The following is a 16039-nucleotide window of genomic DNA, read 5'->3' on the forward strand; positions in this document are numbered from 1 at the left end:
AGGCTTTGCATCTAACCTCTAATTATGATAATTTTTAGGCTAATAGGCGAGAGTTTCCGTTTTGCATTTGATGCGTTGCGCCAGAATAAATTGCGTACCATGTTATCGCTTTTGGCTATAACCATTGGTATTTTTACCATTATAGCGGTGTTTTCTGCTGTGGATACCTTCAGAGGTAAACTCCAGTCGAGCGTTGATAAACTGGGCTCGAACACTATTTATGTGCAAAAATGGCCCTGGAGCTTTGGCGATAATTATCCCTGGTGGAAATACATGAACCGCCCACAGCCTTCTATGCGTGATTTTGAAGCGTTACGCGAAAGAATTGAAAATGCACAAGGCGTAACCTTCGAAATATCGACTAACGACCGGACCATTAAATACCGGAGCAGTTCTGTTGAAGGAATTTCTGTTTGGGCGGCCTCACATGATTTTAATAAAACGTGGAATTTTGAACTGCAGGATGGCCGTTACTTTACCGAAAATGAGAGTAAAAATGGTTCACCGGTTTGTATTTTAGGTTCTGATATTTCAGACGGCCTTTTTGATGGCGATAGAGCTGTAGGAAAACAGGTTCAGATTTTAGGTAGAAGGTTAACCGTTGTAGGTGTTTTTAAAAAAGAGGGCGAAGATATGCTTGGCACTTCACTTGATAAAAACGTAAATATTCCCATTAATTTTGCCAAGGGTGTACTGGATATTCAGAGCGAACGTTACGGACCGCAAATCACTGTACGTGGCAACGATAATGTAAGTTTAGAAGAAGTAGAAAGCGAGCTTAAAGGCTTAATGCGCTCTATTCACCGCATAAGGCCTGGACAGGAAGAAGATTTTGCGCTGAATAAAACCACCATTTTATCGAACCAGCTAGACTCGATGTTTAAAATGGTAAATATTGCCGGATGGGTTATTGGTGGCTTCTCTATTTTGGTAGGTGGTTTCAGTATTGCCAATATTATGTTCGTTTCGGTTAAGGAACGGACCAATATTATCGGGATTCAAAAATCGTTGGGCGCTAAAAATTATTTCATATTGCTACAGTTTATATTTGAATCTATTTCCCTTTGTATTTTGGGTGGGTTGCTCGGGCTGTTACTCGTGTATCTGTTTGCGCTTGGGATTGGGGCTGCAACAGATTTCCATATCATATTGGGCTTGAATAATATTGCTTTAGGAATCGGGATCTCGATTATTATCGGTACAATTTCCGGATTCTGGCCAGCATATTCGGCTTCGAGATTAGACCCGGTAGAAGCGATTAGAAGTTAGTTTAGTCGCCAGTTTGCAGGGTGGAGTGCTATGTAGCTGCCTCAGTTAATAAACCTTATTGAAGTGGATAGCCCGCAAAGCCGGTTTTTCACCGGGTGCGGACTAGTAACGGAAAGAAGGACCAATGTTACCATGAAATACTGGCTTTCATTTTCAAAATATAAAAGATACAGTTTGGTTGTCGGTGTGATACCAAGTACCGGATAAAAATATAAACCCCTCGTTAAACTGAATTAACGAGGGGTTTGTTGTTATATAGTTAACTGGAAATTGCTAACTGTTAATTGATTAGGATAGTTTGCCTAAAGCTTCTTTAATTCTTCTTAATGCTTCAACCAGGCTCTCATCTGATGCTGCATAAGATAAGCGGATATAGTTGTTGTTACCAAACGAATCGCCGCCTACAGTTGCTACGTGACCTACATTTAGTAAATATAAAGCTAAGTCAGCCGAATCTTTAATTACATTCCCGTCAGCGTCTTTTTTGCCGAAGAACGAGCTGATTTCAGGGAAGAAATAAAAAGCACCATCAGGAAGGTTTGTTTTTACACCAGGAATTTCGTTTAACAAGTTATAAACCAGTTCTCTTCTGCGTAAAAAGGCTTCTTTCATTACTAAAACGCTTTCTAAGCCTTGTTCGTAAGCCACAATACCTGCGCGTTGTGCAATAGAGCAAGTACCCGATGTGGTTTGTCCTTGTAATTTATCGTTTGCAGCAGCAATTTCTTTGTTTGCAGCAATGTACCCTAATCTCCAGCCAGTCATTGCAAATGCTTTAGAGAAACCGTTTACAATAATTACACGGTCTTTAATGCTATCGAACTGAGCAATTGATTCGTGTTTATCTACAAAATTGATGTGCTCGTAAATCTCATCAGAAAGGATGTAAATATTAGGGTGTTTTTCGAAAACCGCCACTAAAGCTGCCAATTCTTCTTTGCTGTAAACCGAACCAGTTGGGTTACATGGCGAAGAGAACATAAACAGTTTACTTTTTGGGGTAATTGCCGCTTCTAACTGTGCAGGTGTAATTTTGAAATTGCTTTCAATGTCCGTATCAATAAAAACTGATTTACCCTCGGCAAGCGTAACCATTTCTGAGTAAGAAACCCAATAAGGAGTAGGGATAATTACTTCATCATCAGGATCAATTAAGGTTAAAATTACGTTCGATAACGATTGTTTGGCACCTGTTGAAACCACGATCTGAGAAATATCGTAATCTAGATTATTTTCTGTTTTAAGTTTATTTACGATCGCCTGGCGCAACTCAGGATATCCCGGAACCGGCGAGTAGCGTGTATAATTTTCATCTAATGCTTTTTTTGCAGCATTTTTTACATGGTCTGGCGTGTTAAAATCGGGTTCGCCAACACTTAAACTGATTATATTAATGCCCTTTGACGCTAGTTCGCGGCCAAGTTTGGTCATTTTAAGGGTTGCAGATTCTGACAGGCTGTTGATTCTTTTCGATAAGGTGCTCATGGTTAATTACTTTGAGCGCAAATATATAAACCAAATATTATTCTGCACTAAAAAACAGATATTTTTCTCATTTAATTTATTCGATAAGCGTATTTTTGTACAAAAAAGCACTGTGTCGGTAAAGAAAAAAGCAATTATACTATCGTTGGTGGTGAGCATTTTATTGATGCTGGCCAAGTTTGCAGCTTATTTTATTACAGGTTCTAACTCGATTTTAACTGATGCAGCCGAGAGTATTGTAAACGTAATTGCCGGAAGCTTTGCTTTTTACAGTATTTATCTCAGTACACAGCCTCGCGATGAAAACCATCCCTATGGACATGGTAAAGTAGAGTTTTTCTCTGCATTTGTAGAGGGAATCCTGATCCTGATTGCCGGCGTTATCATTATCTTTAAATCGTCTTACAACCTTATTTACCCTCATTCAGTAGGACAGTTATTAGAAGGAACGCTGATTATCGGTATTACCGGCCTGGTTAATATGATTGTTGGTTTATACCTCATTAATGTGGGTAAAGATCAGCATTCTATTACACTACAGGCTGATGGTAGACATTTGTTAACCGATACTTACACCAGTGCGGCTATTGTAGTAGGATTGATTCTGATCCAGCTAACAAATATTATTTGGCTGGATAGTTTGCTTTCTGTTTTGGTAGGTTTTTATATTGTTTACTCGGGTTATAAACTTACGCGTGGTTCGGTTGGTGGTTTAATGGATGAAAGTGATTTTACCTTGGTAGAAGAAGTGGTAGAAGTATTGCAGAAAAATCGTCATAATCCCTGGATAGATGTGCACAACCTGCGTACGCAACAGTATGGCCCTGAATTTCATATCGATTGCCATGTAACTTTACCTTATTATTTCGATTTAAATAAAGTACACCGCGAAATTTCGCAGATTGATGAACTCATCAATTCAAACGGTGTACGCAAGGCCGAGCTTTTTATTCATGCCGACCCTTGTTTGCCCGAATGTTGCCACTACTGCCACATGAGCGAGTGCCCGGTACGATCGGAAGCATTTAGAAAAGAAATTGTTTGGACACCTGAAATTGTAATTAAAAATAAAAAGCATTTCGAAAATGAGCTACTTTAATGTCCGCGTATACGGGCTCTTAATTAACCACAATAACGAGGTTTTGGTAAGTGATGAAGAAGAATATGGCTTCCGTTTCAGTAAATTCCCGGGTGGTGGCTTAGAATTAGGCGAAGGTTTGATAGATGGATTGAAGCGTGAATTTGTAGAAGAATGCGAAGCTGAAATTGATGTGCTATCTCATTTTTACACTACTGATTTTTATGAAAAATCATCGTTTAACGATAGTCAGGTAATTAGTGTATATTATCTGGTTAAGGAAAAAGCTCCCTTAAAATTAGCTTTTAAAGCTGAAATTTACGATTTCGACGGGGAAGGTGAAATTCTTCAGGCTTTTAGGTGGGTTAAGATTGAGAATTTAGCCATCGATGAAATTACCTTTAAAACAGATAAAACCGTGGCACAGCTTTTAAAAGATCAATATTCTGTAAATCATTAATTATTATGTCAGATACTTCTCCAGATACTAACTTAAATTTAGCCGAACGCGATAAAAAAGTAATCTGGCATCCTTATACCCAAATGAAAAATGCTTTACCCCACATTCCGATTGTGAAGGGAGAGGGTGTTTATGTTTTCGACGAAAACGGTAAAAAGTATATCGATGCAGTTTCTTCGTGGTGGGTAAATATCCATGGCCATGCGCACCCTTACATTGCACAAAAGGTGGCTGAGCAACTCAATGTACTCGAACATGTAATTTTTGCGGGCTTTACCCACGAACCGGCTGTTTTGCTGGCTGAGAGGCTTTTGCCTATTTTGCCGGGTAAGCAAGATAAGGTCTTTTATACCGATAATGGTTCTACAGCAGTAGAAGTAGCGCTTAAAATGTGCCTGCAATACTGGGATAATAAAGGTAAACCTAAAACCAGGATTCTGGCCTTTAAAAATGCTTACCACGGCGATACCTTTGGTGCCATGTCTGTTAGTGGACGCAGCATTTTTACGGATGCTTTTAACAGTTTGTTGTTTGATGTCGATTTTATCGACTTACCCAACGAAGACAATATCTCAGATCTCACAGCTTACATTTCTAATCTTACAGATACCGCTTGTTTTATTTTTGAACCACTAATTTTAGGTTCGGGTGGTATGTTGATGTATGAAGCAAAATACCTTGATGAACTGGTTACAGCTTGTAGAAAGGCCGGTATTTTAATTATCGCCGACGAGGTAATGACTGGATTTGGCCGGACAGGCACGTATTTTGCCTGCGAAAAACTGAACCAGAAACCTGATATTATTTGTTTAAGTAAAGGTTTAACCGGAGGTACTATGCCTTTAGGAATCACTACCTGTACCGATGAAATATTTGATGCCTTTTTAAGCGAGGATAAATTAAAGACACTTTACCACGGACATTCATTTACAGCAAACCCAATAGCTTGCGTAGCTTCGCTGGCCAGTTTAGATATTTTACTGAAGGAAGAAACCCTGGCTAATATTAAGCGGGTAGAGGCTAAACATGCTGTGTTTTTACAGGAAATAAAAGCACATGCTAAGGTAAAAGCGGTAAGGCAAACAGGTACTATTATTGCCATAGAATGGGAAACAGGTGACGAAACTTCTTATTTAAGTAACCTGCGCAACTTACTGTACGCTTACTTTTTAGACAAAGGAATTATTTTAAGGCCTCTGGGCAATATCATTTACATTTTGCCGCCTTATGTGATCAGCGATGTTGACCTAGATTATATTTATGACGCTATAAAGCAAGCTTTAGCAGAAATTTAACGATTATACCGAGCGTATTAATTATGCCCGGTATAATTTGAGGATTAGCTAAGCCGCTGGCTCAAGGTAATTTTTAAGCGCGTCGTTAACAAAGTAGTTCCAGCCACCATTGAAGCTTGTTTTTGCGAAATCAGATCCTGCTGAAGCAAAACTTTCAATGCCAGTGTGGGTTAGTTTTAGCAAGGTTTTGTCGCCTTTTTCAAATAACTCCCAGCTTACCAGCGAGTTTCCCGGGTAGCCATCATAATGCCAGCTGTAAACAAGTTTTTTGCCTTCAATAATTTCGGTTATTTCGCACAGATGCAGGTATTGAGGTCCATCATCCGGTCCGCCTGTAAACTCGAATTTAAAACCAACTTCGGGTTTAAAATCTGCTAACTGGAAGTACCATTGTTTAATTTCATTGTTATCCGTTAAAGCTTTCCATACTTTGCTGATAGGGGCATTGTATACCCGTTCTACAATAACTGGTTCGTTTTTCATTTTTATAGGGTTTTAGTTTCTAATTTTTATTCCTGTTCAGGTTGTTGGTCTTTTGATAGGTGTACCGCTAATGCATCTAATTTATTGGTCCAGAAGGTGCGGTACTGCTCTAACCATTGTGCTACCTCTGCCAGTTTTTGAAACTGGATATAACAATATCTATCCCGGCCTTGCTGTTTCATTTCAATTAAACCACATTCCGTAAGCACTTTTATATGCTGCGAAATAGCAGGTCTGCTCATCTCGAAATTTTCGGCAATGGCATTCAGGTTTAGTGTTTTATGGGCAATGAGGTTAATAATTTCTCTTCGTGTTGGATCGGCAATGGCTTGAAATACATCTCTTCTCATATTTATGTAAGTAATTGCTTACGAATATAAGTGTAAGTAATCACTTACGCAAATTTTTATACTACTTTTTAGTATTAATCTGTTTCTGTATGTCGAAAATTAGTCTCTTTTGTACTTCACCGCTAGTTTTGGCGGTGCCACGTTGCAATAGGAAAGGGTAAGTGCATCAGTAACCATTTCATCAGGAAGATCAGTTATTTCGAAAATGGTCCAACCTTGCTTGCCCCAAGCTCCGGTTGCGGGCCTTATTTTATCGGGCTTGTAATCGCAGAAAATGGATTGGTCAATTGCTGACAGCTTAAATGTAGCCCGGTTATACTGAAGATCTAAGGTGGCAAATATTTTTTTGTTTACCCGGAAAGAAGTTTTCTCAAAATGGGGCATTTCAACAACTTCTTCGAATGAAAGGCAATGCACGCAAAAAGTTGAAGTGTTCATAAAGGTAGGTTTACATCAACTACAATTTATACATTTTTTGCGGGTATTGTGCTGCGTGTGTTAAAATCAGGTTCAAAATATAACTGTTGGATGGATAGATGGACAAGTCATTTTTAATTGGTGCTAATCCATCCGAGAGGTATTTGGTATCGGTAAAATAGCCCATGCCGTAAAACTGGCCTTTCTCTACTACCAGGCAGCTAAATTCGTTGACATCCCGGCCTTCATCAACCAGTGCAAAACTAGGCTGTTGTTTTTGTATATCTGCCAGTGCCGCGTTTAATTTTTTGTTGTAAACCGTAACGGTTTCTATGCCACTGCAGGCCCCAAAACATTGTCCGTTTTCGTGTGCATAACATTTGGTTGCTGTTTTTTGTAGGTAACAGAGCCTGGCGCAAAGCTGGTATTTATCAACCATCTGGTTTAAAAAGCTATAACCTTCCAGCAGATTATTAAAGCTCTGAAATGCACGGTTGTTTTTTTTATGTTTATCGATCGCCAGGCGCAGGTAACCGTTTTGATCTTCGAATACGTACAGGTCGTACTTATGTTCGTAGCGTTTCATGGCGCGGTTATTCTCGGGCCAAAGGCGTTTAATTTCATTAGCCTCTAAAATTAAGGCCATTAACTCGGTACCACATACCACAAAATCGACATGGTGTATGGTGCGCAGAAAATCCTGGCGCTGGCGATTTGCGTTATTGCCGGTAAAATGGCTGGTGACCCTTTTTTTAAGGTTTTTCGCCTTACCAACGTAAACAATTTTTCCCTTACTATCTTTAAAATAATAAACACCGGGTTGATTAGGTAACCTTAAAATCGAAGCTTTATCTAAATGGGGCGGTAGCGCCTGTTCTTTCGAGGTCTTTTTAAGCATTTCTGCAATAATTCCCTTGTCATCATTCGCCAACAGCAGATTAAAAAGAATACTGGTTGCATCGGCATCGCCGGCAGCCCTGTGCCTGTTGTATATGGGAATTTCAAGTGCTGTACAAAGCTTGCCTAAGCTGTAAGAGCCCTTGCCCGGAATTAATTTTCTACTGAGCCTAACTGTGCACAGTTTAGTACATTGTAAATCATAGCCCGCTGTCGCTAAATGGTGTTTTAAGAACGAATAGTCGAAATTGACATTGTGTGCTACGAAAATCTTATCGTGTAACAACTGGTAAATTTGTAAGGCCACATCTTCAAAAACAGGGGCATCTTTCAGCATGGCATCATCAATGCCTGTAAGCGCAGTAATGTGAGCCGGAATAGCTATGCCGGGGTTAATCAATGTGGTATAAGATTCTACCATTTCATTACCATCGTGAATGTTAATGGCAACTTCGGTAATGCCATTTGCTGAGGCATGACCACCAGTGGTTTCTATATCTACAACTGCGTACAACATGAAATGTATTTTGATTACAAATCTATACTAAAATAATTAGTATAAAAATAATTTTGATTATTTCTTTAGCATAAAAAAAGCGGTTACCTATTTAATGTAACCGCTGCTGTATTTTGTATGTGGGGGCAACTATAGTTTGTTAAGTAATTTGCTCAAATTAGGTTTAATACCCACAGTAATTGGGAGGGTGTTAAAAGTTCGGTTCTGTATTTTACCAAAACCGTACATATAGCTGGTTTCTACAAATAAATTGGCGCCGCCCAGATTGTACTCAATGCCGGCACCAGCTTCGGCAATGCCTAAACCATTTGATTTATTAGATTGTGTAACTTGCAGTGTGGTTGTGTTAACGCCAGCCTGAGGGGTAAGGATAATTCCTCCTCCGGCACCTGCAAAGCCATAAAACGCCCATTTATCTACGATTTTACGGTACCCCAATGCCACATTTAAAAGGTAAGTAGTAGATCTCCCTTTTTGCAAAGTGTAGGTATAGCCAGCATCTGGGGTAATCTGATTGAAAGTAAAAGCGTGCAAACTCACTTTAGGGTAGAGGAATAAACCACCATCGCCCAGGCCTAAATTTAGTCCTAACGAAGTAGAAAATTTAGGTTTAAAATAATCAGAAGTTTCACCCATTGGGAAAGCCATTCCGATGCCACTCATCGAATATAGTTTATCGGGTCTGTTTTGTGCTTTTACTTGCGTAGAGACTGTAGCGGATAGTAAAAAGCCTGCAATTAATAATCTTAAATTCATATGTGGTTTTTTAGTTTTCGGTCAGTGTGCCTACTTTTTGTAATAAACTACTTATTGTGAAAGGCTTGCGTAAATAATCGTCGGGATGGTAGCTTTGCGATACCACATAACTTTCATCGAACCTGGCTGAGGTAAGCATAACCGGTATGTTATTGCTTTCGGCGTTTAATCTTAACTCTTTGAATACGGCACGCCCATCCATTCCGTTCAACATAATGTCCAGAATAATCAGGTCAGGGTTGAAATCCCTAACGGCCTTAAATATAAACCGTGGAGATAAGAGCGGATAAACTTTATAATTTTCGGTTTCTAATACCTCTTGCACAACCTCTAATACATCTGGATCATCATCCACAACCAATACTTTTTTCAAAACAGATAATCAATAAATTATTAAATAGACTATCCTAATACAAAATTCGTAAGGTAATGTTTTAAAGAAAATAAAAAGTGGGAAAGAGAGGCGTACAGAAATTTAGATAATTATGGGGTGTCTTGCTTCGGAGTTTCTCCAGGGTGATTGCTTTTTACAAAGCCTGCAAACTGCTCTTTATAAGCATCAAAAATGGTATATGCAGTTTCGTTAGATAACAATACGCTATTACCTAATACGCTTTTAATGTGTTGTTTGGCAATAATAACTGTTGGGCTGATCTGAATAAATGCCGAATGCTTTTTGAGCATGTTAAGCATTTTGGTGAAGTTTGATCTTGAACTTAAAAAGGTATTAATTGTGGTTTTAAACTGAACATCGTGATCAAAATCTTCTACTGCAATCAATTCATTGAGGTCAATTCTAACAAGGTTGCCGTCATCACCCTGTAATGGGAGGTAAAAAAAATTCTCTTCAAAAATAGAGAAGGAGTTAACTGCTTTTTTGCCCGTTGGATATAAATTATTGATGGTTTTGGTGAAATGTAAAATAGAGTAAGGTTTTAGCAGGTAAGCATCTGCTTCTACTTTAAAGGCATCAATCGCATAACGGGCATGGGCTGTGGTAAAAACAAGGTGTTTCGTTTTTTGCCTAAGCAAACCAGCCAGTTCAATACCGGATAGGGAAGGCATTTCTACATCGAGGAAAATAATATCAACAGGGTTTGATGCAGAAATCTCTGCCAAAGCCTGGATGGGTTCTGTAAAAGTTTGGATAAGTTTCAAATCAGGAAGCTTATCCATATAAGCTATCAGATTCTCCAACGAATGGGGGTCATCATCGATAGCGATACAACTTATTGACATTTTTAATAGGTTTAGATGCTGCAAATTACAATTTCAGTCATTAAAATGGAAAAAATTAACAATCCTATCTTATTTTTATGTATTCAGCAAGGAAAATTAACTTTTCTTTTAAAATTGTACCGAAATCCACAATTTTCAAGTAAAAATACTAAAGCTGGTTATCTTTTCGGATTATGATCGATAATGTTACTCTAAAATAGTGATCAGCTCCTGTGGCATATTCAAAGGCTGCATCGTTACCGTAGGTGTAATTAAGGCGCTTTTTAATGTTTTCCAAACCTGAATGTAGGCCCGAGTTATCTTTAACTTCTTTAATGAGGTTGGCAGTTTCAATAATTAGCTTTCCCTGGCCTAATTTTATACTTATTTCAGCTGGCGATGCTTCCTTTAACAGGTCGCCATGTTTAAACATGTTTTCAGCCAGGGTAATCACTACCATGGGAATAATTTTAATCCCCTTATTTCATCATCGTACCAAAAACGTAAACCAATCCCATGGTTTTGGCGCAACTGGTGTAGGTTGATCAGGTTTTCTACCTGGTTAATTTCTTCGGTAAGCAGTACAAAATCCTTGTCCTTGTTGTTGTCAACCGAATAACGCATCATTTCGGAAAGCGACAGAATAGTTTCGGCAGCAACGGGCGATGATTCGCGGGCATTCTGATAAATAAAATCTAAAGTATTAAACAACAGATGCGGCTGTATTTGGGCCTTTAAAAAAGCATTTTCTGATTTTGCCAGCTGAATGAGATTATTTAGTCGCTGTTTTTCTAACTCCTCCGTCTTTTTGCGCTCTTTAATATAACGGATTAAAAAATAATAACCGGTAGAAAAGCACATGAAATAAACACATCGGTATAACGGTGCAGAGAAATATACCAGGTCGAGCGTAATTCTTCTCGATCCGGTGTAGTTGGTATAGTGGATAATAATATAATCAAGACAGATTGAAATACTGAAATAGGCAATAATTTCAGCTACCAGTAATAAAGGTAACTTCCAGGCAGTTTGCTTGGGCTTGCTAAGGCCCAGGGCTAATATCAGATGTGCATGTACATAAAACGTGGTAATATTGAGCGTATAGTATAAAACATAGGGAGCTAAACGGCCAAATTTTCCATTAATTAAGCCCACAATTATGGCTTCGTAAAAGATAAAGACAAGCCAGATAATAATATGGAGTTTTTTACTGATGATCCAGCTTAAAACAGGCCACTTTTTTTCGTTTTGTTTTGTTAGTCTCATTTGGTAAACGACTTGTAAATTGGGGAACGGCAAATATATCACCATCCAAAAAAAGCCCGAAGCTTATTGGTTAGTGATACGAAAATAACAAAAATTTAACGTTAAGAGCGGTTAGTTTTAATGGTTTTTTCCTTAATGTAGTCTTGGATACTGTCGCGGTAGTTGCTGCCAATGTTAATTGTCAGGTTATTAATCATCTTCAGCGTATGGCCTTCAACCTTTTCAATGTAGTTTTTTGCAATAATAAACGAACGGTGTGCCTGTGCAAAGTTGGCATAATTAAGGAGGATCACTTTAATTTCGGACAAGGCAATATATGCGACTATGGTTTCATTTAATGTAAAAATTCTGACATAATTCTGAAGACTTTCGACTGCAACTATATCCAGATATCTCACTTTTATGAGGTTATTGTTGTCATTTTTGTTTCTTACAAAGAAATAATCATCGTCTTGCTTAAGGCTTACGTGTGGGGCAGTTGGCCTTTTTGGAAAAAGCATATTGATGGTTTCGGCAAAGCGCGCAAAGGTATAAGGCTTTAAGAGGTAGGCACTGGCGTACATTTCAAAAGCCTCGTATGCGTATTTAGAATGCGACGTGGTGAAAATCAGTTTGTCGGTTTTGTGCCTGATCACCTTGGAAAGTTCCAGTCCCGAAATAAGTGGCATATCAACATCCATAAAGATAATGTCGACTGCTTCACCAGCTGTAATTTCATTTAAAGCCAGCAATGGGTCTGTGTACGATTTGATTAACTGGATATTAGCCAGTGCATCGATATACGAAATTATACCGTTAACGGCATAAATATCGTCATCGATTACGATACATGTTAGTTTCATTAAGTGCGTGTGTGTTAGTAGAGCTAAATTAAGCATGCTTTTTAATTATAGAAATTAATTTTGGGAGCGTAACCTTTTTTAACACTTTTTGTAATAAATATGATACACTTTGTTATGTGAATCAAAATTGCGGATTTATGCTGCGTAGTCTTCACGTTTTTGGTATTGTAAAACACACAGGAGTGTGATTTAATTCGTTGTAAAACAATATATTATATTTTGAATCGTAATAATTAATAGATATATTTAATTAGCGAATTTTCATCCCCGGAATTACCTAAATACAAAATCTCATGAAAAACAAAATCCGTACAACCAACAGGTTGAATGTATCAATTACCAAAAAGGTTATTGAATTGCAAGAAAGAGGTTACGATTGTGATTTCTTGTTATTGGCAAATAATAACCTGCTTTGCATGCAAACTAATTTTAAGTATCCTTTAAGTGCTGTATCTATTAAACAAATGGAACATGGATACGACTTGTTTAGCCATTCGTATAAACACGTACACACAATAGAAACTGGTAATGGCGAAAAAGGAGTTTTGCTTACCGAAGAAGCCTTTAAATAAGCGCCTGCTTAATATTTATTGTTTAGGTTTCAATTAACTTTCCGCTCTTTTTTCCTGGTTTAAATTTTAATGGATATTGATTTATCCTATAGCTTCAGCCTGTGCTAAAAAAATAAATAAGGATCTGACTTTTGTTTAAGTTTTAAGCGATATATTTGAACAAAATAATGACTTATTCTATTTCAGATCTGGAACAACTTTCGGGTATCTATGCGCACACCATAAGAATTTGGGAGCGGCGCTATGGTGCTTTAAGCCCTGCGCGTTCGCAGGGGAATACCCGGTTGTACGACGATAATGAGTTAAGGAGGCTGCTGAATATTGTAAGTTTAATTAAAAGTGGACTAAAGATTTCAAAAATCTGCTTGCTTTCTGATAGGGAAATGAACCGGCTGCTCGATCAGGAATTTAATCCGGTGTCTGATGATGCCCACAGCGAATATTGTATTTCTCAGTTGGTGAAACATGGTATTGCTTTCGATGAATATTCTTTTCATCGCCTGTTAGATGAAAGTATTGATTGCTTAGGATTATCAACCTGCTACCGTAAGGTTATTTATCCCTTGCTGGTACGTCTCGGTTTAATGTGGCGTAAAGACGATATTTGTCCCGCACATGAACATTTTTTAGCAAACATTATCCGTCAGAAAATATTTACCCATATTAATAATTTAGCTGTTCAGAAAATGACGGGCCAAAAGTGGCTGCTTTTTTTACCAGAGTATGAAGATCACGATATCGGTCTGCTTTTTGCTAGCTACATATTGCGGATTTACCAGCAACAAGTTATTTTCTTAGGCAGTAAAGTACCCTTAAATGCTATTGCTAAGGTTTACCATACTTTAAATGTTGATCATGTATTGCTTTTTATGGTGAAAACGCAGCCAACTGTAAAAGCCCAGCAATACATCAATCAGTTATCGGCTATATGTACTTCAGCCCAGATTCACCTGGCTGGAAATAATCAGGTAATTGATGAATTAAAAAATATTGACCACATCAACCGCTTTAGAACGCTTGATGAATTTGAACTATCTATCCAATCCCCAGTATTAAATGAAAGAAATTTTTGATCAGCTATCTGCCGATTGCAGCCGGCTAACTACCAAAAGATATAGTACGAGTTTTTCTTTCGGCATTTATATGCTTGGTAGGGATCTGCGTTTGCCTGTTTATGCCATTTACGGTTTTGTACGTTTGGCTGACGAAATAGTAGACAGTTTTCATCATTACGACAAAAAAAAACTGCTCGAGAAATTTAAACATGATACTTTTGAAGCAATTAACCTGGGAATTAGCTTAAATCCAATTTTAAATTCATTTCAAAAAATTGTTAATCAATATACCATAGATCACGAACTGATCGTTCTCTTTCTGAAGAGCATGGAGATGGATCTTTCGGAAACCAAATATACTGCGGCATTGTATAACGAATATATTTTAGGCTCTGCCGAAGTGGTGGGTTTAATGTGCCTCAAAGTATTTACCAATGGCCATAGTGCCGATTATGAAAGATTAAAGCCTTATGCAATGAAACTAGGTTCAGCATTTCAGAAAGTGAATTTTCTGCGTGATGTAAAGGCTGATCATCAGGGTTTAAAGCGTAATTATTTTCCGAATGTGAACCTGGCCGCATTTTGCGATACCCAGAAACAACAGATAGAAACTGAAATAGAAAAAGAATTTGACGCAGCACTTGCAGGTATTAAGCTTTTGCCTCCAAGTTCGCGGAATGGGGTGTATTTAACCTATATCTATTATAAAAAACTTTTTACAAAAATAAAGCGGCTAAGTGCCGAAAAAATCATGACCGAAAGGATTAGGATTTCAAACACGCGAAAAATTGGTTTGATGTTTGATTCAATCATCAGGAATAAGTTAAATGTAATATAAATGGAAGAACATGTTATACTGGTAGATAGTGAGGATGTGCCGAGGGGGCAGATGGAAAAGATGAAGGCGCATGAAGAGGGGGCATTACACCGTGCCTTTTCTGTGTTTATTTTCAATTTTAAACGCGAATTGCTACTACAGCAAAGGGCCAAAAGCAAATATCACTCAGGAGGTTTATGGACCAATACCTGTTGTAGTCACCCGAAAATTGGCGAAAGCAATGTGCATGCGGCCAAAAGAAGACTTAAAGAAGAAATGGGAATGGAATGTGAGATTAGTTATCTTTTTAAATTTACTTACAAGGCTGAATTTGACAACGGCTTAACGGAACACGAGGTAGATCATGTTTTTTTCGGAATGACAGATGAGCAGCCGGTTATCAATCGGGAAGAAGTAGAAGATTTTAAGTATATGGATTTAGTGTCGTTAAAAGAAGATATTAATCTCAATCCTCAGGCTTATAGTCCCTGGTTAAGGATTTGTTTAGATAAAGTTGTAAGGCATGCCTCAACCGCAAGAACAAAAAACGGGCATACAGCCTAAGCCATATACCCGTATCTAAATTAACGCTCTCGAGGACAAATATAGGAGTAGTTTAGAAAATTGCAATAGTTTTAACATTTCTTTTACTTTAAGATTATACTTGAATGCTCAATTGGAGCCTTTTCTTAAAAATAAGCGCTTAACGTTGAGGAGTTTATGTTTTAAGCTGACTAAACTATTTTTTTTAAGATAGTTTTACCTATATATTTAGTTTTTAGTGACTTAACCTAATCGCCGTTTTTTGTTATTCAGTACAGGTTGGTGATTTTTGAAAAAATAAATTATTTTTCCGGGTTGCATTTTGGTTGAGCAGGAAACATTTTTATTATATTTATGTTAATCAAAATGTATTTAATCGCTAACTGTTATGGAAAGATCAGAAATCATATCTCTACTAGAGGTAATCAATCAACAGGTGAGTTCCTCTATTCTGGGCGGCATGGAAGAAGATTATGAAGAACTGGAAAGCCTGGGCCTAATCAAAATTAACCGCGAATCGGTACAATGGTCGGCGGCGATGACCCCAACAGGGAATGAATACCTTGGTCACGATTAACCTTATCTGGCCTGAAGCACATCTTCTCTCAAAAATAGATCAATAAAATACTCGCCGGAAAGTTTTAAGCATTTCTGGCTGACTAAACTTTGACCAAATAATTGCTTTAATTCTGTTAAATTTGCCGCAAGTTTAGAATGCT

20 protein-coding genes are annotated in these 16039 nt (G+C 37.9%); 9 read left to right on the forward strand and 11 right to left on the reverse strand.

Annotated features, from left to right (window positions below):
• Window positions 1–24: 24 nt before the first annotated feature.
• Window positions 25–1269 (forward strand): ABC transporter permease, encoded by a 1245-nt coding sequence (locus G7074_RS22185; protein ID WP_124560354.1) that lies wholly within the window; start codon window positions 25–27, stop codon window positions 1267–1269.
• A 288-nt stretch (window positions 1270–1557) separates the two neighbouring features.
• Here G7074_RS22185 and G7074_RS22190 read toward each other — a convergent pair whose 3' ends face one another.
• Window positions 1558–2754, reverse strand: a complete 1197-nt coding sequence (locus tag G7074_RS22190; RefSeq protein WP_199748344.1) for a pyridoxal phosphate-dependent aminotransferase — start codon at window positions 2752–2754, stop codon at window positions 1558–1560.
• A 112-nt stretch (window positions 2755–2866) separates the two neighbouring features.
• On the opposite strand from G7074_RS22190, the gene G7074_RS22195 reads away from it, so the two are divergent.
• Genes G7074_RS22195 through bioA form a run of 3 tightly spaced genes read left to right on the forward strand, consistent with a single transcriptional unit; the run spans window position 2867 to window position 5587 of the window.
• Window positions 2867–3853, forward strand: a complete 987-nt coding sequence (locus G7074_RS22195; protein WP_124560353.1) for a cation diffusion facilitator family transporter — start codon at window positions 2867–2869, stop codon at window positions 3851–3853.
• The gene (locus G7074_RS22200; RefSeq protein WP_124560352.1) at window positions 3840–4292 is read left to right on the forward strand and encodes an NUDIX domain-containing protein; all 453 of its coding nucleotides are present in this window, start codon (window positions 3840–3842) and stop codon (window positions 4290–4292) included. Before G7074_RS22195 ends, G7074_RS22200 begins: the two co-directional genes overlap by 14 nt.
• A 5-nt stretch (window positions 4293–4297) precedes the next feature.
• On the forward strand, window positions 4298–5587 hold the full coding sequence (gene bioA / locus G7074_RS22205) for an adenosylmethionine--8-amino-7-oxononanoate transaminase (RefSeq protein ID WP_124560351.1): 1290 nt from the start codon (window positions 4298–4300) through the stop codon (window positions 5585–5587).
• 48 nt (window positions 5588–5635) lie between these two features.
• On the opposite strand, the gene G7074_RS22210 is transcribed toward bioA, so the two are convergent.
• The 10 genes from G7074_RS22210 to G7074_RS22255 all read right to left on the reverse strand — a co-directional run bounded on the left by G7074_RS22210 (window position 5636) and on the right by G7074_RS22255 (window position 12333).
• Window positions 5636–6070, reverse strand: coding sequence for an SRPBCC domain-containing protein (locus G7074_RS22210; protein ID WP_166211443.1), 435 nt, complete (start codon window positions 6068–6070; stop codon window positions 5636–5638).
• A 26-nt stretch (window positions 6071–6096) separates the two neighbouring features.
• Window positions 6097–6420 (reverse strand): helix-turn-helix transcriptional regulator, encoded by a 324-nt coding sequence (locus tag G7074_RS22215; RefSeq protein ID WP_124560349.1) that lies wholly within the window; start codon window positions 6418–6420, stop codon window positions 6097–6099.
• Window positions 6421–6519: 99 nt separating this feature from the next.
• A complete protein-coding gene (locus G7074_RS22220; protein WP_166211446.1) occupies window positions 6520–6858 on the reverse strand; it encodes an MmcQ/YjbR family DNA-binding protein in 339 nt (112 codons plus the stop codon).
• A gap of 19 nt (window positions 6859–6877) precedes the next feature.
• Window positions 6878–8251: an exonuclease domain-containing protein gene (locus G7074_RS22225; RefSeq protein WP_124560347.1), complete on the reverse strand. Its 1374-nt coding sequence runs from the start codon at window positions 8249–8251 to the stop codon at window positions 6878–6880.
• Between the two features lie 129 nt (window positions 8252–8380).
• On the reverse strand, window positions 8381–9007 hold the full coding sequence (locus G7074_RS22230) for a hypothetical protein (RefSeq protein ID WP_124560346.1): 627 nt from the start codon (window positions 9005–9007) through the stop codon (window positions 8381–8383).
• A 10-nt stretch (window positions 9008–9017) separates the two neighbouring features.
• Window positions 9018–9380 (reverse strand): response regulator transcription factor, encoded by a 363-nt coding sequence (locus G7074_RS22235; RefSeq protein ID WP_124560345.1) that lies wholly within the window; start codon window positions 9378–9380, stop codon window positions 9018–9020.
• 110 nt (window positions 9381–9490) lie between these two features.
• Window positions 9491–10246 (reverse strand): LytTR family DNA-binding domain-containing protein, encoded by a 756-nt coding sequence (locus G7074_RS22240; RefSeq protein ID WP_124560344.1) that lies wholly within the window; start codon window positions 10244–10246, stop codon window positions 9491–9493.
• 148 nt (window positions 10247–10394) lie between these two features.
• Window positions 10395–10685: a hypothetical protein gene (locus G7074_RS22245; protein WP_166211449.1), complete on the reverse strand. Its 291-nt coding sequence runs from the start codon at window positions 10683–10685 to the stop codon at window positions 10395–10397.
• Window positions 10679–11491 carry a histidine kinase gene (locus G7074_RS22250; protein ID WP_166211452.1) on the reverse strand — a complete coding sequence of 271 codons (813 nt, stop codon included), beginning with the start codon at window positions 11489–11491 and terminating at the stop codon, window positions 10679–10681. The genes G7074_RS22245 and G7074_RS22250 overlap by 7 nt, the downstream gene beginning before the upstream one ends.
• 101 nt (window positions 11492–11592) lie before the next feature.
• The gene (locus tag G7074_RS22255) at window positions 11593–12333 is read right to left on the reverse strand and encodes a LytTR family DNA-binding domain-containing protein (protein ID WP_124560342.1); all 741 of its coding nucleotides are present in this window, start codon (window positions 12331–12333) and stop codon (window positions 11593–11595) included.
• 293 nt (window positions 12334–12626) lie between these two features.
• Between G7074_RS22255 and G7074_RS22260 the strand changes: the two genes are divergently transcribed.
• From G7074_RS22260 to G7074_RS22280, 5 genes are all read left to right on the forward strand, one after another.
• On the forward strand, window positions 12627–12905 hold the full coding sequence (locus G7074_RS22260) for a hypothetical protein (protein WP_039472406.1): 279 nt from the start codon (window positions 12627–12629) through the stop codon (window positions 12903–12905).
• A gap of 155 nt (window positions 12906–13060) precedes the next feature.
• Complete coding sequence (locus G7074_RS22265) at window positions 13061–13978, forward strand: MerR family transcriptional regulator (protein ID WP_233603891.1); 918 nt, start codon at window positions 13061–13063, stop codon at window positions 13976–13978.
• The gene (locus G7074_RS22270) at window positions 13962–14798 is read left to right on the forward strand and encodes a phytoene/squalene synthase family protein (protein WP_124560340.1); all 837 of its coding nucleotides are present in this window, start codon (window positions 13962–13964) and stop codon (window positions 14796–14798) included. Before G7074_RS22265 ends, G7074_RS22270 begins: the two co-directional genes overlap by 17 nt.
• A complete protein-coding gene (gene idi, locus G7074_RS22275; RefSeq protein ID WP_124560339.1) occupies window positions 14799–15341 on the forward strand; it encodes an isopentenyl-diphosphate Delta-isomerase in 543 nt (180 codons plus the stop codon).
• 367 nt (window positions 15342–15708) lie between these two features.
• Window positions 15709–15897: a hypothetical protein gene (locus tag G7074_RS22280; protein ID WP_124560338.1), complete on the forward strand. Its 189-nt coding sequence runs from the start codon at window positions 15709–15711 to the stop codon at window positions 15895–15897.
• Window positions 15898–16039 lie beyond the last annotated feature (142 nt).

The sequence above is a fragment of the Pedobacter sp. HDW13 genome (genome assembly GCF_011303555.1).
Lineage (GTDB): Bacteria > Bacteroidota > Bacteroidia > Sphingobacteriales > Sphingobacteriaceae > Pedobacter.